The 19333-nt window shown below is 44.3% G+C and carries 16 protein-coding genes and 3 tRNA genes; 9 read left to right on the top strand and 10 right to left on the bottom strand.

Annotated elements, in window-relative coordinates; all coding sequences use genetic code 11:
- Nucleotide 1 precedes the first annotated feature (1 nt).
- Complete coding sequence (pilB, locus tag Aba26S_RS03120) at nt 2-1714, bottom strand: type IV-A pilus assembly ATPase PilB (protein ID WP_005240082.1); 1713 nt, start codon at nt 1712-1714, stop codon at nt 2-4.
- A 372-nt stretch (nt 1715-2086) separates the two neighbouring features.
- Between pilB and tpiA the strand changes: the two genes are divergently transcribed.
- The 9 genes from tpiA (at nt 2087) to Aba26S_RS03075 (ending at nt 9019) form a co-directional block, all read left to right on the top strand.
- Nucleotides 2087-2878 carry a triose-phosphate isomerase gene (gene tpiA / locus Aba26S_RS03115; RefSeq protein ID WP_005240080.1) on the top strand — a complete coding sequence of 264 codons (792 nt, stop codon included), beginning with the start codon at nt 2087-2089 and terminating at the stop codon, nt 2876-2878.
- 12 nt (nt 2879-2890) lie between these two features.
- Nucleotides 2891-3220, top strand: a complete 330-nt coding sequence (gene secG / locus Aba26S_RS03110) for a preprotein translocase subunit SecG (RefSeq protein ID WP_004656213.1) — start codon at nt 2891-2893, stop codon at nt 3218-3220.
- Between the two features lie 56 nt (nt 3221-3276).
- Nucleotides 3277-3361 (top strand) — tRNA-Leu (locus Aba26S_RS03105).
- A 45-nt stretch (nt 3362-3406) separates the two neighbouring features.
- Nucleotides 3407-3483: transfer RNA gene (locus tag Aba26S_RS03100), tRNA-Met, on the top strand.
- Nucleotides 3484-3571: 88 nt separating this feature from the next.
- Nucleotides 3572-3648 (top strand) — tRNA-Met (locus Aba26S_RS03095).
- A gap of 198 nt (nt 3649-3846) precedes the next feature.
- Nucleotides 3847-4371 (top strand): ribosome maturation factor RimP, encoded by a 525-nt coding sequence (rimP, locus tag Aba26S_RS03090; protein WP_005240078.1) that lies wholly within the window; start codon nt 3847-3849, stop codon nt 4369-4371.
- A 37-nt stretch (nt 4372-4408) separates the two neighbouring features.
- Nucleotides 4409-5893, top strand: coding sequence for a transcription termination factor NusA (gene nusA, locus Aba26S_RS03085; RefSeq protein WP_004656210.1), 1485 nt, complete (start codon nt 4409-4411; stop codon nt 5891-5893).
- A 10-nt stretch (nt 5894-5903) separates the two neighbouring features.
- The gene (gene infB, locus Aba26S_RS03080; RefSeq protein ID WP_005240075.1) at nt 5904-8618 is read left to right on the top strand and encodes a translation initiation factor IF-2; all 2715 of its coding nucleotides are present in this window, start codon (nt 5904-5906) and stop codon (nt 8616-8618) included.
- On the top strand, nt 8618-9019 hold the full coding sequence (locus Aba26S_RS03075) for a ribosome-binding factor A (protein WP_005240073.1): 402 nt from the start codon (nt 8618-8620) through the stop codon (nt 9017-9019). The genes infB and Aba26S_RS03075 overlap by 1 nt, the downstream gene beginning before the upstream one ends.
- Nucleotides 9020-9071: 52 nt before the next feature.
- Here Aba26S_RS03075 and Aba26S_RS03070 read toward each other — a convergent pair whose 3' ends face one another.
- From Aba26S_RS03070 to hisIE, 9 genes are all read right to left on the bottom strand, one after another.
- A complete protein-coding gene (locus Aba26S_RS03070) occupies nt 9072-9446 on the bottom strand; it encodes a Na+/H+ antiporter subunit G (RefSeq protein ID WP_005240071.1) in 375 nt (124 codons plus the stop codon).
- 11 nt (nt 9447-9457) lie between these two features.
- Nucleotides 9458-9733, bottom strand: a complete 276-nt coding sequence (locus tag Aba26S_RS03065) for a monovalent cation/H+ antiporter subunit F (RefSeq protein ID WP_004656203.1) — start codon at nt 9731-9733, stop codon at nt 9458-9460.
- Nucleotides 9730-10257: a Na+/H+ antiporter subunit E gene (locus Aba26S_RS03060; RefSeq protein ID WP_005240069.1), complete on the bottom strand. Its 528-nt coding sequence runs from the start codon at nt 10255-10257 to the stop codon at nt 9730-9732. Before Aba26S_RS03060 ends, Aba26S_RS03065 begins: the two co-directional genes overlap by 4 nt.
- Nucleotides 10257-12068, bottom strand: coding sequence for a monovalent cation/H+ antiporter subunit D (locus tag Aba26S_RS03055; protein ID WP_005240067.1), 1812 nt, complete (start codon nt 12066-12068; stop codon nt 10257-10259). Before Aba26S_RS03055 ends, Aba26S_RS03060 begins: the two co-directional genes overlap by 1 nt.
- Entirely contained in the window at nt 12068-12436 is a 369-nt protein-coding gene (locus Aba26S_RS03050) for a Na+/H+ antiporter subunit C (protein WP_005240065.1), read from the bottom strand. The genes Aba26S_RS03055 and Aba26S_RS03050 overlap by 1 nt, the downstream gene beginning before the upstream one ends.
- A complete protein-coding gene (locus Aba26S_RS03045; RefSeq protein WP_005240063.1) occupies nt 12429-15281 on the bottom strand; it encodes a monovalent cation/H+ antiporter subunit A in 2853 nt (950 codons plus the stop codon). The genes Aba26S_RS03050 and Aba26S_RS03045 overlap by 8 nt, the downstream gene beginning before the upstream one ends.
- Nucleotides 15282-15536: 255 nt before the next feature.
- A complete protein-coding gene (locus tag Aba26S_RS03040; protein ID WP_005240061.1) occupies nt 15537-16919 on the bottom strand; it encodes an AAA family ATPase in 1383 nt (460 codons plus the stop codon).
- A gap of 24 nt (nt 16920-16943) precedes the next feature.
- Nucleotides 16944-18446, bottom strand: a complete 1503-nt coding sequence (locus Aba26S_RS03035) for a UvrD-helicase domain-containing protein (RefSeq protein ID WP_005240058.1) — start codon at nt 18444-18446, stop codon at nt 16944-16946.
- Nucleotides 18447-18455: 9 nt separating this feature from the next.
- Nucleotides 18456-19223, bottom strand: coding sequence for a bifunctional phosphoribosyl-AMP cyclohydrolase/phosphoribosyl-ATP diphosphatase HisIE (hisIE, locus tag Aba26S_RS03030; protein ID WP_005240057.1), 768 nt, complete (start codon nt 19221-19223; stop codon nt 18456-18458).
- Nucleotides 19224-19333: the final 110 nt, after the last annotated feature.

The following is a 19333-nucleotide window of genomic DNA, read 5'->3' as shown; positions in this document are numbered from 1 at the left end:
TTTATTCACTTGTTACTCGGTTGACTTCCTGCAAAGAGGTAATTCCCTGCATGACTTTTTTCAAACCTGAACGACGTAGATTATTAAAGCCTGCTTGTTCTGATGCTGCCGCAATTTGTAAGGCATTGCCATCTTCCATAATAATTTTAGAAATCTCTGGCGTGACTTTCATGACTTCATAAATACCGACTCGGCCTTTGTAGCCTTCACGGCATTCAGAACATCCCACAGGTTGAAAAATTTTAAACTCAGGATCATTTAAATCTTGTTCAGTAAAGCCGAGTTCTAGTAAGCTTTGTTTAGGAATTTCAATTACTTCTTTGCATTGCCCACAGAGGCGACGTGCCAAACGTTGTGCAATTACCAAATTGACTGACGTTGCAATATTAAAAGAAGGAACCCCCATATTGCGTAAACGTGTCAAGGTTTCTGGTGCGCTGTTGGTATGCAGCGTCGACATGACCATATGGCCTGTTTGAGCAGCCTTAATTGCAATTTCTGCTGTTTCCAGGTCACGAATCTCCCCGACCATAATCACATCTGGATCTTGGCGTAAAAAGGCTTTAAGTGCAGCCGAGAAGGTGAGTCCAGTTTTGGGATTCACATTGACCTGATTGATCCCTTCCAAGTTGATTTCGACCGGATCTTCGGCGGTCGAAATGTTGGTATCCTCAGTATTGAGGATATTTAAACCTGTATATAAGGAAACGGTTTTACCTGAACCGGTTGGACCTGTGATGAGGAGCATGCCTTGAGGTTTATCCAGAGCATCCATGAACAAGGCTTTTTGTTCATCTTCATAGCCCAAAGCTTCAATACCGAGCATCGCGCTCGACGGATCGAGAATACGCAGCACCAGTTTCTCACCAAATAGTGTCGGGAGTGAGTTAACACGGAAATCGATGGCTTTGGTCTTGGAGAGTTTGAGTTTGATACGGCCATCTTGAGGCATTCGTTTTTCTGAAATGTCCATTTGCGACATCACTTTTAAACGTGATGCCAATCGGGTTGCCATTTGTAGTGGTGGATTGGCAATCTGACGTAATACCCCATCAACGCGATAACGGACACGATACATTTTTTCATAGGGTTCAAAATGTAAATCAGAAGCACCCATACGAATCGCATCAATTAGCAGTTTGTTGATGTATTTTACAATAGGGGATTCGTCACCTTGAGGAGCATCCTCCTCCTCTTGGGTGGGAGCTTGGCTAACATCGATATCAAGGTCAAAGTCTTCGCTTTCGCCAAAATCAAAGCTGCCAGAATCACCAAACTGCTGTTCGATCAGTTTTTCGAGTTTGGTGTGTTCAACAATAATCGGTTCAATATTGAGCTTGGTATTGAAACGAATGGCATCCAAGGCTTCAATATTGGTGGGATTACTGGTTGCAACATACAGAATTTGTCCGCGTTGCAATAGCGGTGCAACTTTATGCTTTTGAATGAGCTTATTATCTGCCAGCTCGCGAGGTAATAGCGCTGTATCGTAGACTGCCAAATCGAAAAGAGGCTCACCAAACTCGGCTGCAATGGTTTCAGCAATTGTGAGTGGTGATAAGCGATGTTGCTCAATCAAATGTGCGACGATGTCTTGTTGTGCTTTTTTAGCAGCATCAATTGCGCTTTGCATGGTCGCTGCAGACAGTTGCCCATCTTCAACTAAGCGCCGAATAAACCCCGAAAACTTTGGAGACGTATGTAATCCTGACATCTGTCCGCCTTATGACAATAAATGTTTATAATATGTATTTTAAAAATTATACTTTTGTTATGCAAAAATACCACTACAGAAAGTGTTGTTTTTGCCTTGATTCCTCGTTAAAACTTTGAACTGATCGAGTTTTTTGCCAATTAATTTTCATTAATTTTGGCCAGTTTTATCTAGAATCAAATGAGTTCAAACCTTTGTAGGCTTTTAATTTTTAAATTCATCGCCATCATAGCATGGTGGTGGGATGGTAATTTTTATTGGTTCTGAAGTTTTTGCATAATTTATGTACACATAAAAGAAAAAACTGAATTTTATAAAAATCCGTGTAAAATATGCAGCATTTTTGAGAAATTAACAGTAGGCGGGCGAAGTATGTCGAACTCGGGCATTACTCCTTGGGTTGTTGGCAATTGGAAAATGAATCCAATGCATGCGAATGCTTTCCAATTAGTAGAAGAATTTAAACAGTTATTACAACAGGAAAATATTGCACCTGAGCAATGTCATATTGGTGTTGCGCCAACAGCAATCGCGTTAAGTGGCATTCAGATACAATTTAAAGATGCTACGAGAACAGTTTATACCGTGGCTCAAGATGTATCACGTGTCGCAGGTACAGGCGCCTATACAGGTGAAGTGAGTGCTGAACTGTTAAAGGACAGTGGAATTGAATTTGTTTTAATTGGGCATTCTGAGCGCCGTGAACTCTTCGGTGACGATGTTGAAATTTTAAAAGCTAAATTACAAAATGCCTTAACGGCTGGCCTGACCATTATATATTGCGTAGGTGAAAGTCTAGAACAACGTGAGCAGGGCGCAGCAGAGCAAGTGGTATTGCAACAAATTTGTGATATTGCGGCAGTGGTAAAAGCTGACCAATGGCAAAATATTGTGATAGCGTATGAACCGATCTGGGCAATTGGAACAGGAAAAACAGCATCTCCTGCCGATGCTCAGGCGATGCATGCAAAAATTCGTGAAGGCTTGAAGCAAATCACAACATTCGGTGCAGAGATGGCAATCCTCTATGGGGGGAGTGTAAAAGCCGAGAATGCGGTTGAGTTGGCTGCATGTCCAGATATTAATGGTGCTTTGGTTGGTGGTGCATCTTTAAATGCACAATCGTTCTACCAAATCTCAAAAGCATTTGCGCAAAGCAAATAACGAGGAAGAGAGATGTATAGTTTTATACTCGTTGTACATATCATTTTAGCAATTCTAATTATTGCTTTGGTATTGGTGCAACAAGGTAAAGGTGCAGAAGCAGGTGCATCATTTGGTGGTGGCGGTGCTGCAACCGTATTTGGTGCTTCAGGTGCAGGCAACTTTTTAACTCGTTTAACCGCGATTTTTACGGCATTGTTTTTTGTGACCAGTTTGACTCTGGCTGTATTTGCCAAAAAGCAAACGACGGATGCTTATAGTTTGAAAACTGTTCAAACAACCACATCTGCGCCAGCGACATCGCCTGAAACTTCATCAAACGCACCAAAAACAACTGAATAAGTTGAATTAGTTCTTTCCTTTTTGTACTTGAAGGGCTAGAATGCGTCCCACAAACTGCGGTGGTGGTGGAATTGGTAGACACGCTACCTTGAGGTGGTAGTGCTTTCGGGCGTGGGGGTTCAAGTCCCCCCTTCCGCACCAAACTTAATAACCAGTTAAGTTCGGTGTATGCAGTGTTTGTGTTGATGCGGGATGGAGCAGTCTGGTAGCTCGTCGGGCTCATAACCCGAAGGTCGTTGGTTCAAATCCAGCTCCCGCTACCATTTGATTAAGGTGCAACTTAATCAAGCAAATGTAGAGAAAACTCAAATTGACTTTTTTTTATATTTGTATATAATTTTTGCACGTTGATGCGGGATGGAGCAGTCTGGTAGCTCGTCGGGCTCATAACCCGAAGGTCGTTGGTTCAAATCCAGCTCCCGCTACCAAGTTTCTAAAAAGAGGCTCACAATAAGGTGGGCCTTTTTGCACAGTGGGCTATGCTTTTCTGTGTATCATAGGGGCGATTACGCCCTTTTTTATTGGTTGTTTAGCTATCGTGTAGTTGTTCGACATCAATTGGTCAAATAGTCGTGCTTCACTATACGGTTAAGATTGATTGGCTCGTATAAGAGCGACGAGAGTAAATGAAATTATCAAACAAGTCTCAAGCATTGCATGATCTTATCGCACCAGCTGTGGCTGCATGTGGTGTAGATCTGTGGGGGATTGAATTCCTGCCACAAGGTAAACGTTCTTTATTACGCATTTATATAGATAAAGCGGTTGATGAAAACGCAGAACCTGTCCTCAATGAAGATGGTGAAGTTGAACTCGGGCGTGGTATTGGCGTTCAAGATTGTGTGTTAGTCACACAACAAGTGGGTGCAATGCTTGATGTCCATGATCCAATTTCGGGTGAGTATGCTTTGGAAGTATCATCACCAGGTTGGGATCGTCCATTTTTCCAACTTAATCAGCTACCTGCCTATATCGGGCAACAAGTGGCTTTACGATTAATTGCTGCTGTCGAGAACCGTCGTAAATTCCAGGCAAAATTACTTTCTGTTGACTTAGAAAATGAGTTGATTCAAGTTGAAGTTGAAGGTAATCATGTGCTTGAAATTGATAGTAATAATATTGATAAAGCAAATTTAATCTATCAAGACTAATATTAACTTAATTTTATAAGAAATCGGTAGGTGACTTATGGGCCGCGAAATTCTTACCGTTGCAGAAACGGTTAGTAATGAAAAAGGTGTTAGTCGTGAAGCGATCTTCCAAGCGTTAGAGCAAGCACTGGTTGCGGCAACGAAGAAAAAGTTTTACGAAGGCACGCGTTCAGAAGAAGCTCAGCTTCGTGTTGAGATTGATCGTAAAACAGGTGATTACCGTACATTCCGTCAATGGACTGTTGTTGCGGATGAAGATCATGAAATGCCAGCATGCCAAGATGCAATTTCTGATGTAGATCCATCACAATGGTCGATTGGTGATGTGCGCGAGTTGGAAGTCGAATCAATTGAGTTTGGTCGTATCGCTGCGCAAATCGCAAAACAAGTGATCGTGCAAAAGATTCGTGAAGCAGAGCGTGCACTTGTTGCCGATGCTTATGAGTCTAAAGTGGGTGAGTTGATTTACGGTGAAGTGAAAAAGCAAACCAAAGATGGCTTTATCATTGATCTGGGTGACAACGCTGAAGCGTATTTAGCGCGTGAAGAAACCATTCACAAAGAAATTTTACGTCCTAAACAGCGTATCAATGCAATTTTATATAACGTTAACCGTGAAGGTCGTGGTGCACAATTATTATTGTCTCGCGCACGTCCAGAGATGTTGATTGCTTTAATGAAAAAAGAAATTCCAGAAATTTCTGAAGAAATCATTGAAATTAAAGCAGCAGCGCGTCAGCCAGGTGTTCGTGCTAAAATTGCAGTGAAAACCAATGACCATCGTATTGACCCAGTGGGTGCATGTATTGGTATGCGTGGTACACGTATCCAGGCTGTACAACAAGAGTTGAATGGTGAGCGTATTGATGTGGTGGTGTGGTCTGATGATCCGGCGCAATATATTGCAAGCGCATTAGAGCCTGCAGATGTGTCTGGTATTGTTTTAGATGAAGATGCACGTAGTGCCGATATCATCTTCGCAACCAATGATCAATTGGCGCGCGCGATTGGTTCGCAAGGGCAAAATGTTCGTTTAGCATCGGAATTGACGGGTTATAAACTCGACATGATGCTAGAAGAAGAGTATCGTGCTCGTCAGCAAAATGAAGCACAGCAATATTTAGATATGTTTATTACACGTCTTGATATTGAAGAAGATTTGGCAATGGCTTTAGTTGAAATGGGCTTCACTTCATTAGAAGAGATTGCGTATGTTCCAGCGGAAACATTTGACGAAATCGAGCTTGAGGCTGATTTAGTTGAATTGCTGCAAAGCCGTGCGAAAGAAGCTGCTTTGACGGATGCACTGAAACAGCAAGAAAATATTCAAGAGCCAAGTGCAGAACTTCTCGGTATGGAAGGTATGACGACTGAGATTGCATATGCATTGGCGGCGCGTGGTGTGGTTACTGTTGATGATTTGGCAGACCAGGCAACTGATGATATCTCTGATATCGAAGGTTTAGGTCATGACAAAGCGGGTCAGTTAATCATGAAAGCACGTGAATCATGGTTTAACTAGGAGATAATAGATGACGGACAAGTCGATTCAAGAGTTAGCGCTCAGCGTAGAACGTCCTGTAGAGAAACTCCTAGAGCAGGTTCGCGAAGCAGGTCTACCACAGCGTAAAGCAGATGACATTATTACCACTGAACAGCAAGATACTTTGGTCAATCACTTGAAAAAAGTACATGGTCAGGAAAGTGGTAACACAGGAAAGATTGCGTTGAAACGTAAAACAACGAGTACTGCTAAAGTAACAAGTACTTCAGGTAAGGCAAAAAGCATTAATGTTGAAGTTCGCAAAAAACAAGTTTTTGCGAAGCCAAATCCAGAGTTACTTGCTGCAGAAGCAAAAGCGCGTGTAGAAGCTGATGCAAAAGTCCGTGCTGAACAAAAAGTACGTGACGAAGCAGATCAAAAAGCACGTCATAGCGCTGAACAAAAAGCCAATGCAACTTTAGAAGCGATGCGTGCTGCGCATACTTCTGACAGTTCAGGTCAAGCGCCAGCAAAAACCGCAGTTGTGGTGAAAAAGCGTAATAGCGACAAGGTTATTAAAGCCCCTGTTGTTCGACCGACTGAAACACCAGAACAAAAGAAAGCGCGTGAAGAGCAAACTGCTCAGTTGAAAGCAACTGAGGAAGCGGTACGTCGTAAAGCGGCTGAAGAAGCACAACAACGTACGCTTGAACAAATGCGTCAGATGGCATCAAAATATTCAAATGATGATGCAACTGCAACGATTCGCGTAATCGATGATTCACCTTTAGCCGCTGGTCTTGTTGGTCAAGCGTATGAAGATTCTTTTAACAAAGAAGACCGTGAAATCAAGCGTGGTGGTGCAACTGCAAATCCGCGTGCTGGTAAGAAAGGTGGTCGCGGTGGTGATGCACAGTCTGAACAAAGTTTCAGCAAGAGCCATCATAAGCGCGGCTTGAAAACCAGCCAGGCGAATAAACATGGTTTTGAAAAACCTGTTAAAAAGCAAGTTTATGATGTTGAGATTGGCGAAAAAATCATTGTTGCTGATCTTGCACAAAAAATGGCTGTTAAAGTTCGTGAAGTAATCAAGACCCTCATGAAAATGGGTGAGCTTGTGACTCAGAACCAAGCCATTGATCAAGATACAGCAGTACTTGTGGTTGAAGAGTTAGGCCACAATCCGGTATTGGTATCGGATACGCAAGCAGAAGACAACTTATTGGTTGCTGCTGAAGAAGCACGTGGTGAGCAAACCACTCGTCCACCAGTGGTAACGATCATGGGTCACGTTGACCATGGTAAAACGTCATTACTGGATCGTATCCGTCGCTCTAAAGTGGCAGCGGGTGAAGCGGGTGGCATTACCCAGCATATCGGTGCTTATCACGTTGAAACTGAGAAAGGAATTATCACTTTCTTGGATACACCAGGACACGCAGCATTTACCTCTATGCGTGCGCGTGGTGCAAAAGCGACTGATATCGTGGTACTTGTTGTTGCGGCTGATGATGGTGTAATGCCACAAACAGCAGAAGCAATTGACCATGCGCGTGCAGCTGGTACGCCAATTATTGTTGCCATCAACAAAATGGACAAAGAGTCAGCTGATGTAGACCGTGTCTTAAACGAATTGACCACCAAGGGTATCGTACCTGAAGAGTGGGGCGGTGATGTGCCAATTGCCAAAGTATCAGCACACTCAGGTGCGGGTATCGACGGTTTGCTTGATCTCATCCTGATCCAAGCTGAATTGATGGAGCTTAAAGCTTCAGCAGAAGGTGCGGCGCAAGGTGTGGTGATTGAAGCACGTGTCGACAAAGGTCGCGGTGCGGTAACGTCGATTCTGGTACAAAACGGTACCTTGAACATTGGTGACTTGGTTCTTGCAGGTTCATCTTATGGTCGTGTTCGTGCAATGTCAGATGAAAATGGTCAACGTATTACCTCTGCAGGCCCTTCGATTCCTGTTGAAATCTTAGGTCTGCCAGAAGCGCCAATGGCGGGTGATGAAGTTCTTGTGGTCAATGACGAGAAGAAAGCACGTGAAGTTGCTGATGCTCGTGCAGATCGCGAACGTCAAAAACGTCTTGAGCGTGCGAGCTCAATGCGCCTTGAAAACATCATGGCATCAATGGGCAAGAAAGATGTTCCTACCGTTAACGTGGTACTCAAAACTGATGTACGCGGTACTTTAGAAGCATTGCATGTTGCGCTTGATGAACTTGCGACGGATGAAGTTAAAGTTCGCGTCATCGGTTCTGGCGTAGGTGCAATCACTGAGTCAGATGTGACTTTGGCTGAATCTTCAGAAGCAGTATTGTTAGGCTTCAACGTACGTGCAGACAATACTGCGCGTCAGAAAGCTGACCAAGATGGTATCGATATTCGTTACTACAGCATCATCTATCAATTGATTGATGATGTAAAAGCTGCAATGAGCGGTAAGCTTGCACCTGAACACCGTGAAACTATTCTGGGTGTTGCGGAAGTGCGTGAAGTATTCCACTCAAGTAAGTTTGGTGCTGCAGCGGGCTGTATGGTACTTGAAGGTGTATTGCACCGTAACAAGCCAATTCGCGTATTACGTGATGACGTGGTTGTATTCCAAGGTGAGCTTGAGTCTCTTCGCCGCTATAAAGAAGTGGTTGAAGAAGTTCGTGCCGGTATGGAATGTGGTCTTGCAGTCAAAGGCTATAAAGACATCAAAGCACAAGATAAGATCGAAGTGTATGATGTTCAATTGATTAAACGGAGTCTTTAATGGCGGGTAGCCAACGCTTAAAGCGCATGGCGGATTCAGTACAACGTGAGTTGTCTGAACTGATCCGTCAGGAGCTTAAAGATCCACGTCTGGGTGGTCTGGTGACCATCTCAGCCGTGAAAGTTAGTGCAGATATGGGTTATGCCGAAGTTTATGTCACGGTAATGGGACGTGAACTCGGTGATGATCAGAGTGAGGCGGCGAATAAAGAAACGCTAGATGTCTTGAATAAAGCGTCTGGTTTCTTACGCCATGAATTGAGTCGTCGTATCAAAACACGTGTGACGCCTCGTTTACGTTTTCACTATGACAAAACCAATGCCTACGGCAACTATATGTTTGGTCTGATTGCTGAAGCTGTGAAGGATTTACCTGAACAAGAGCAAGACGAACAAAAGTAAATAGATATAAAAAAAGCCACCTTCGGGTGGCTTTTTTATTGCGAGGCTTTAATTAGTCTTTTTTCAGCGGGTAGCGACGATAGCGTTGCCAAGGCAGAGGACGATTGAGTGCTTCTGGTACATCACCACTGGTTGAGCGTAAGCGGAGGTGAATCGCAGCTTGCGCCATCAAATTTGCCGATACGGGTGCAGTGATAAAGGCAAACAAGGTAATCAACAACTCAGCAAAACCAAAACGACCATGCATTGCTGCAAATATCATGGCTGCAATGAGGAAGCTACCGAGCCCCAAGGTACTCGATTTGGTGGGGGCATGCAGGCGCATAAATAAGTCGGGGAGGCGAATCATGCCGATCGAACCGATCAGCATAAAGAATGCGCCAAATACCACAAAAAATGAAACGACAATTTCAAGGATGAGTTGCATGGTGAAGCTCCTTAATCGATCACATGGCCCGTTGTGAAATAACGGGCAAGTGCAGCAGTAGAGACAAAGCCAAGCATGGCAACCAAAAGTGCACCTTCAAATAAATTAGTGCTGACCCAATAGATACCTAAGACTACAATCAGGCAGGTCGCATTGAGAAAGAGCGTGTCTAAAGCCAGCAAACGGTCAATCACTGAAGGGCCTGCAATCAAGCGAATCAAGCACAGAAACATAGAGATGGTAATGGCAATTAAGCCGATACCCAGTGCATAAGGTAAAATAGTCATTTGGTTGCTCCTTCTGCAGTCTTGACATCAAAGATTTCAATTAAAGGTGCTTCGTAGCGCTTTTTAATCTCTTGAATGTCGAGTTCAGTATCATCGGAACTGAGTGCATGTACCAGAATATCACCACGTTCCTGATCGATTCCGGCTGAAACCGTTCCGGGTGTGGTGGTGATAATCATTGCAAGTAAGGTGTTGACTTGTTCATGTTCAGTTTCTAAGGGGACGCGATACCATTTGGGGTGTAGTTGATCCATGGGGCCAAGCACCATTTTGGCCACACGGAAATTAGATATCACAATATCCCACAGCACGACAAAGACCAGTTTAATGGCAGGAAGCCAGTGAATATGTGGCGTTCTGGCAATAAATGGACTGACTAAACGGGCAATCAGCACCGCCAGAATCACTGCCATTAAAATGTCCGTCAGATCCAGACTATGCGCCAGCATCAACCAGCTTAAAAAAATCAGAACAGACACAAATGGATGGGGGAACCAACGCTCAAGCAAAGATGGTTTTTGCATTAGTGATCCTCCATTGGTTTAAGCTGTGTGCTATTCGGAATGGTCGGTGCGTGTAGAACTTGTTCCGCAATTTGACGTTGCTTGTACTCAGAAATATGCCCACCTTGCAATGTTGGCTTAGAAATAATATCTGGGATCAACAGTGCATTGGCATCTTCAACTTCACCACCATATTTGGTTTCTGGTAAGTAGCTTGGATCATACGGTTGAACGCTGATTGGACGACCTTGTGCATCATGTTTCAGAATGGTTTGGTTATAAAGTGCATGATTCTGAATTTGCTGTGCAGTTGCAAGCGTGTAGTTCTGAATCGGTGCAGCACAAACCACATACAGCATTAAGGCGCCGAGCAGGAAATAAATTGCTGTATCGTTACGTTTCGGCGCAACTTCAGGCAAGGCTTGATATTCTGTATAAGCCGCTTCTTTTTGATCCTCTTCGGGCGGTGTCGCTCGCCAGAACAGAATAAAACCGACCCGTGTCATGGCAATAATGCTGAGCAGGCTCACAATCAGAATCACCGCGATAATCCAGCCTTGATAAGGGGTTTCGGCGGTGGCCTGCAAGATAAAGACTTTACCTAAGAAGCCACTAAATGGAGGCAGGCCTGCCATCATGAGGGCGATGGTAAAGTAAGTAAAGGCAGCGGCTTTTTCCTGTTTGATTCGTGGTGCAACTTTTAAATGATCTTTAAAAGCACCACGTTGTGACGTCATCCAGCCACAGAATAAATAGAATGCTGCAGCAATCAGTGTGCTGTGAACCAAATAATACAGTGCTGCTGCCCATGCGTGGGTATTAAACATGGCAATGGCAATCAGCAGTGTGCCAATCGAGGACAGCACCATAAAACCGACAAAACGACGTAAACGTTCTGCACCAATGGCACCAATTACACCATATAGCGAAGTCACTAAACCAATAATTAACAGGCAGTTTTTGAAAATACTTTGCGCCATGGCTTCATCGAAAACGGTGCCATTGACACGTAAGATGGCATAAATTCCGACTTTGGTCATGATGGTGAACAGTGCTGCTACTGGTGTACTGGCAACCGCATAGGTTTTGGGTAACCAGAAACCGACAGGTAACATTGCGGCTTTAATTCCGAATACCACAAACAGCAGTAATCCACCCGCAACAGCAAGTTTGTATTGGTCACCATCCAGTGTTGGAACAAGACGACCCACATCGGTCATGTTTAAACTGCCCACACTGCCATAAATCATGCCTAAACCAATCAGGAACAGGGCAGAGGCCAACAGGTTAATGGTGACGTAATGAATCCCAAGCTGAAAACGTGGACGACCTTGACCGTGCAATAACAGCACATAAGATGCCATCAGCAGGATTTCAAAAAACACGAATAAGTTAAACAAGTCGCCTGTGAGAAATGCCCCTGTGATTCCCATGAGTAGAAAATGCACCATGGCATGGAAATAACGACCGCGGGTGTCCCAGTTCTCACTTGCATACCAGACCACAGGGACGGCAAGAACATAGGTAAGCACCAGCATAAAGGCTGATAAGCGATCAAGGACTAACACGATACCAAAGGGTGCAGACCATTCACTGAGTTGATAAACCGTAATTTGTCCTGTACTGGCAATACTTAAATAGCTAATTGCTGTAATTAAGCCGAGCACCACAGAGGTGAGACTGATGCCACGACGCCAAGGTTGGCGCCAATCCTGTTTTAAAGAACCTGCACCTGGATTGCCCAATAACACCAGAATAAAACTGGTGAATGCTGGAATTAAAATGCTGATAATTGGAGCATGAGCATGCCAGAAACTATAAAAATCAAACATTATGGCTCATCCTCACGTGGGTCATAAGTCAAAGTAGGCTCTTCTTTAGAGTCGACATGGTCTGTCCCAGATTCATAACGACTGCGTAATGCAAGTTGCACGATAAAGGCTGTGGTTGCGAAACCAATCACAATCGCCGTTAATACCAGTGCTTGAGGGAGTGGGTCGGTCACCTTGGTGGTTTGCGTCAATACGGCAGGTGCATTGATCTGCAAACGTCCCATGGCAAACAAAAATAGATTCACGGCATAACCAATCATGGCCAAGCCGAGGACCACAGGAAATGTTCTGGCACGTAAAATTAAATAAATACCTGTTGCGGTCAACAAGCCGATCCCGGAAGCGAGTAAAAATTCAATACTAATCATTTCGTTTATCTCCACTTGGGATTGGACCTGACATACTGGAATGACGTGAATCACCTAAGACCGAAATTAACAACATCGCAGCACCAACAACGGTAATGTAGACCCCGGTATCAAATGCAACTGCGGAAGCGAGGTGCATTTTTCCGAGCAAAGGTGCCTCGACATAAATATGTGCACTGGTCAAGAACGGACGTGCCCAGAACCAGGCTGCAATGCCTGTAAGGCCCGCAATGGTTAAGCCTGAACCAATCCAAAGTTCATAGAGACGCCCCGATTTTGCTTTGAGCATCTGTTCGGTTTGGTCCTGCCCTAATACGATATATTGAATGACTAGCGCCATAGAGGTGATTAGACCTGCGATAAAGCCCCCTCCTGGAAGATTGTGCCCACGCATGAAGATATAAACACTCACCACTAAGGCGAGCGGCAATATCCAGGAAGCTGTGATACGTAACATCAGTGGAGACGGGTTAAAGCGATAGGTGAGGCCTTGTGTCATGGTAGTCCCATGCGCACGCATGCCATCCATCAGACAGAGTGCACCGATTGCTGCAATCCCGAGAACGCTAATTTCACCGAAGGTATCGAAACCACGGAAGTCAACCAAGATCACATTGACGACATTCGAACCGCCGCCAAGTGGAATCGCTTGCTGTAAAAAGAACCATGAGATTGAATTGTGGTCACGGGTTAACAGCAACCAGGTAATCCAGCCAATTCCTAAGCCACCTGCGATGGCAAGGCTGGCATCACGCCAACGACGTGAACGACTCGATTCATAAGGCGTAAGTTGTGGTAAAAGCGATAAACTCATTAACAGTAAAACGGTTGTCACCACATCAACCGTGATTTGGGTCAATGCCAAGTCTGGTGCAGACAGCGTTACAAAGACCATGGTCACGACCAGACCGACAGCACCACTGATCAGTACCGCTTTGATGCGTTCATGGTGGAACCACAGCATCATCCAGCAGGCAGAGAACAAGGTGAGCCAGAGTACAATGGCGATCCATGGCGCATGCGTCAGTTCACGGGTACCTGTAGTTAGACCTTGGTTAAAGAGTGGTAAGCCGACCATGACGATGCTGAACAGCACAATCCAGAGCAGATAGCTTTGTAGAGAGCCATTTTCAGTGCTTTGTTTGATTTTACGACTGGTTAACAATAAATGCTTAAGGAACAAATCAAACAGAATCTTGCCTTGGAATTTTCCAAGATAAGGATCGAGGTCGATTTTGCGGATACGTCCCTCTTTTGCCAGTGCAAAGTAGAAAATTGATCCGCCAATTAAGGCAATCAGACTCATGATGAGTGGTGCATTAACCCCATGCCAAATCGCAAGGTGTACGCCTTCAAATTCAGGCTGTGCCAAACTGGCACGGGTCACGCTGTTGACCATAGTGCCTGCAAATAGGGCAGGGAGGATACCCACTAAAATACATAAGCTCGCCAGAATAATGGCGGGTAAGCGCATACCCAAAGGAGGTTCGTGTGCATCTTTATTGGGAACATGCTTGCCGATAGGCCCGTCAAAGAACACACCATGTACCAGACGAATCGAATAACTGACTGCGAAAATACCCGCTAAGGTTGCGACGATGGCTGAAATCACCATCACTGGACCAGATAAGTTGGCCAGTAGTTCGGTAAAAAACATCTCTTTCGAGATAAAACCATTGGTTAATGGTACACCCGCCATTGAGGCAGCGGTGATCATGGTTAAGGTTCCAGTGAAAGGAAGGAGCTGCCAGATACCACTCAGCTTGCGTAAATCACGCGTGCCAGTTTCATGGTCAATAATCCCTGCAATCATGAACAAGGCAGCTTTAAAAGTTGCATGGTTAATGATATGGAAAATTGCAGCTGCAACGGCAAGTGGAGAACCAATGCCGAGTAAGCAGACAATCAAACCCAAATGGCTGATGGTTGAATAAGCCAGTAAACCTTTCAGGTCTTCCTTGAAGATGGCAAAACCTGCGGCCATACACAAGGTGAACAGGCCGACAAAAGTCACGATATTGTGATATAACGCAGCACCAATAAAAATAGGTGCTAAACGTGCCAACAAGAAAATCCCAGCTTTGACCATCGTTGCAGAATGCAGATAGGCTGACACCGGGGTAGGTGCCGCCATTGCATTCGGTAACCAAAAATGGAACGGGAACTGAGCGCTTTTGGTAAATGCACCTAACAGAATAAGCAGTAAGGCGGGCACAAAAAGCGCATGCTGTTGAATGGTATCTTTCATCAGCACCAATTGATCAATTTGGTAGGTTCCGGTGATTTGTCCAATCAGTACAAATCCCCCCAGCATGGCCAGCCCCCCCATACCGGTGATGGTTAAAGCCATACGTGCGCCACGTTGGGCTGCCTCGTATTGACTCCAGTAACCCACAAGCAGGAAAGAAGAAATACTGGTCAGTTCCCAAAATACCAACAAGATAATCAGGTTGTTCGAGAGTGAAATGCCCAGCATGGCTGCCATGAACAGCATCAATAACTGGTACAGTTTACTCAGGGAGTTTTTAGGACTCAGATAATAATAGGCATAAATATAAATGAGCGTGCCGATACCGCTAATCAGCAGACCAAACAATAAACCTAATGCATCTAGGCGAAAACTCAGATTAATTCCAAGCTGTGGAAGCCAGTCCCAGCTTTGTTGCAGGGGATTGCCCTGTAGAACCGTTTCTGCCTGAGTCAGAAGTAAAATAAAACAACTAAGGCTGATCCCAATCGCCCCAAGTGCCGTCACGCCACGCGAAATACGCTGTAATTGTGAGACAAGGGTGGTGCCGAGTATGAGCGGTAATAAGATAATAATCGGTAGCACACTGGTATCCATGTCGATGATTTAGGTCGAAGACCTAAGGGGTGAATTTTCTTTCAAGACTTACAGGCACTCAAAGAGAATACCAAAAACTTTAAATCTTGAAGCCCAATCAAGTTAACGGAGGCAGCAAGTTGTATTGCACAACTTGAAAATAAAAAAATGCGATTTATTTTACTATAAACAGACTGTAAAAACTTAATGTTATTACATGAAACTAACAACATCATTTCATTGAAAACATTTCAATTTTCACTTTTTGATACACCTTTATAACGGGCTTTCTTGGGGTGTATCATCAATTTTAAGTAAGTGAAGTAAGTTGGTCTTTTCTTGCTCGTTTAGGTCTTGAATTTGCTGAAATAAATCATCGACTTTGTTGGTTGGAGGGTCAGCTTGTAGCAAGGTGTGGGTTGGAACAGAATCCGTGCTTTCGGCTTGTGATAAGGTCTGATATAAATTCGAAAGCTGTTGTTGTGATGCTTGCAGATTGAGTTGGTAGATTCCTTTTTGATCGAGTTTTAAACATTGATAATGTAAGGCATGTTCAAGCAATGCATCTCGATTGCCTGTAACAATAATTTGTAGGCAAGGAAAAGCCTGATGTAAACGTTCTAAAATTTCAGCACAGTGACTTTGATCCAGTTGATGATCAACCTGATCTATCATGAGAATACCTTCACCCTCTAGGCAGGGGTTAAAACAATGTTGATTCAATTGGCAAAGCCGTCGGCTGATATCTCCAACCAAAGCAATCCAGGTTTTAAGTGATGCGGACAGGTATTGAAAAGGAACCAGTTGCTCTTGATAGCGCACCATCAATTGCAGCTTCGGTACATACTGAATATAAATATCATCCAATTCAGGAAAAACCGTATGCAGGCTATTTTTTAAGGCATAGAGATTGGGAGCGGATAATTGTTTGGGGTGGTTAATCAGTTCCCGTTGTAATTCTTGTAAAATCTCAGATTGATTGTGCTGATTAAAATCATTCCCCATCAGCCGCCGAACAATATGTGCTGAATGGGCATTTTCAACATCACTGATCTCACGTAACCATTCAAAAAAGCGAGTAAAGGTGGTGTAGGGGACAGCTGTTAAATCGTAGGCCGAAATTTCCTGTAAAATGCCCGATGTATTTTTGCTCTGTAGATTGATGTCTTGTACAAAGCGTTCTGCGGGGTAATAAGCGATCAATGGCAAGCCAAATAAGGGGTCTTGCTGTCCTGTTCTTTGGTACAGGCTAACCATTTGATCGAGTTGCTGAGTTTCGACCTGACTAATACCAACACTTTGACTATTAAAGGTTTTGTAGAGTTTCCAAGCGCAACTGTGGGTGTCTGATTGCTGGGCGGAGCTACTCTCGACCAGATTACCAGCCAGTTCCTGACTCATGTGAACCTGAATTTCAATTTTTGCTTGTAGGCGATTCAGCATAATATCTTGATCAGCAATCACCACGCCAGCAGTACGAATATCTTTATAGCGTGCAGAAAACCAGGTCAGGCTTTGATAGATATTTTTTAGAATAGTGCTTTTGCCTGTCGCCTGATCGCCCAAAATCAGGGTAATAGGGTATTGCTCTGGATCAAACTCGAGATCTAGCTCTCGAAACATGCCAATATGTTTAAAGTGAACCGATTCAAGTTGCATAAGCTGACCTCAATCATGGGCGCTTTAACCTGCGGACTGACGAAGACTTGAGGGCGCGCGCTGTTTTAATTGTTGTATTAAGTCGTATAAATGATGAATGTTTAAACTTACTTTAGCACGCGTACAGGCCACGTAAAGTAATCTTAATTCTTCATCTGTAATTTTATGTTCTAGTCCATTTATTTTAAATTGGTAATCGTCTTCGATATGCACACGATCCCACTCCAATCCTTTGGCTTTGTGCGCAGTAGAAATCACATAATCTGCTTGTTCAATCGGCGTGATTTTTGCCAGTGCTTTTTTTAGTGGTTCAGTGCCATGATCATCCACTAATTTTACTAAGGGTTTGATATCACTGCCGTCATTGGTTTCACAATATTCATGTACGTCGTGCCAAGAGTTAAACCAAGCCAGTTCAGGTACATCGGTGATACGTTTACCTTGTTTAAGTAAACTGGCGGCATCGACAAAGCGACTGAGTTTTTGATGATCTGCCTGCAGACTGACTTTATCGCCATGCACTAAACCAGACAAAAGCAATTCCATCGCTCGTGCGTTAGTACGACATAAAATCGCATCACGCATTTTGGTATGCGGTTTATTCACCACACTGGATTTTTGGTTGGGATTGCCCAGCAGGGGAACCGTTTCATTCAGTGCCCCCAGTAAACTGTTGGCAACATCGGCAATCGCTTCACCAAAACGGAAAGAAGTGGTGAGACGGCTTTCGGGTAGTGGCATTTGCTGCATGGCATTGATTGCACCACGCCATGCATAGATTTGCTGGTGAGCATCCCCAACATAAATTACTTGCGTGCTTTTCTGGCGCAGTAAGATACCCAGCATGAGCGGATCAGCATCTTGTGCTTCATCAAAAAGCACATAATCGGCAGGAATATTCGGTTCAGATAGGGCCCACAGTTTTAGATAAATATCATGCCCGATGCCAGCCTGATGATTCGGGTCAATCGATTCCAGCCAGCGTCGTTCTACCGCGGGATAGAGATGCTGTTGCAAAGCTTCAATATCATCCAGATGTAACCAACTTGGCGCCTGAATATGACGGGGTGCAGGATATTGTGAACTGGTTGAACAGAAGTAGCTGACCGCATTGGCAACCAAACTCGCCAGACGACTTGGCATCAGTACATATTTTTCATAACGCCCACCCATGAGGCGACGTAGCGTAATCGGTTCGAGACGATATTCTTTGGCAATAAAACTTGGGCTCAGGCGGGGCAGACGTAATTTGTCGGTTACTCCACGTGGAACACTACGAAAGGCCAGTGAGTGGAAGGTACGACAATTCACATTACTGTGAAACTTATTCTGGGCTTCTGAGGCGATGGCTTTGTTAAAGGCCAAATACATGCCACGCCGTTCGGGCATGGCATCACTAATCATCTGTAAGGTGGTGGTTTTACCTGTGCCAGCATAGGCAATCACTTTAAATGATTGACCGAGACGGGCGTTGTCGATGGCAATGGCTTGCTCATAAGTGGCTTTAGGTTTTTCTATATTTGACACAGGCTTTGCTTACGCTTCTTGATTACGGTTGGCTTTTTCAACTAAGCCCGATAGACCTTGGCGACGTGCCAGCTCGTCCAGTACCACTTGCGGATCAAGGTCGAAATAACCCAACATGACAATACTGTGGAACCACAGATCGGCCACTTCATAAATCAGGTCGTGTTTATTTTCTAGCGAAGCAAGCACGGCATAATCTTTGGCAGCGATAATGCTTTCGACACTTTCCTCACCGACTTTTTCTAAAATTTTATTAATGCCTTTTTTATACAGGCTGGCAACATAAGAGTTATCTGCTTCGGCATTTTTGCGTTCTTGCATCAAATGCCCGAGATAAGCAAGCACATCAACCTGTTCACTTTGAACGTGATCATGTGCTGCAACTTTGGCAGATGCGCCATAAATCGCCGTCGGATCTTTGAGTTGGGCATCTACAATTTCCCAGCCTTGTGGCGTAAGTTTGCGATAGAAGCAAGATTCACGACCGGTATGGCAAGCAATGCCACCATGCTGTTCAATTTGTAAAATAATCACATCGGCATCGCAATCCAGACGGATTTCATGCACGGTTTGAAAGTGTCCGGACTCTTCGCCTTTATGCCAGAGTTTTTGACGTGAGCGTGAGTAATACACCGCCTGATTTTTTTCAGCTGTCAGTTGTAAGGCCTCACGATTCATCCACGCAACCATTAACACTCGACCAGTTTGATGATGTTGTGCAATGGCAGGAACAAGACCATTGGAATCAAATTTAACTTCATCTAACCAGTTTGACATGAGTGAAAATCCATTGAGTGGAAAGCAGCTAGTGTAGCGTTTGTGACTAGGGTTGGCTATGCTTGTGGGGTAAAAAATAAGTTATGTGATTTTTGCATTAGATTAATAGA

Origin of the sequence: Acinetobacter sp. NBRC 110496 (assembly GCF_000876115.1) — a bacterium.
Lineage (GTDB): Bacteria > Pseudomonadota > Gammaproteobacteria > Pseudomonadales > Moraxellaceae > Acinetobacter.
Note: the sequence above shows the minus strand (reverse complement) of the source record. Positions and strands in the feature narration are given on the sequence as shown.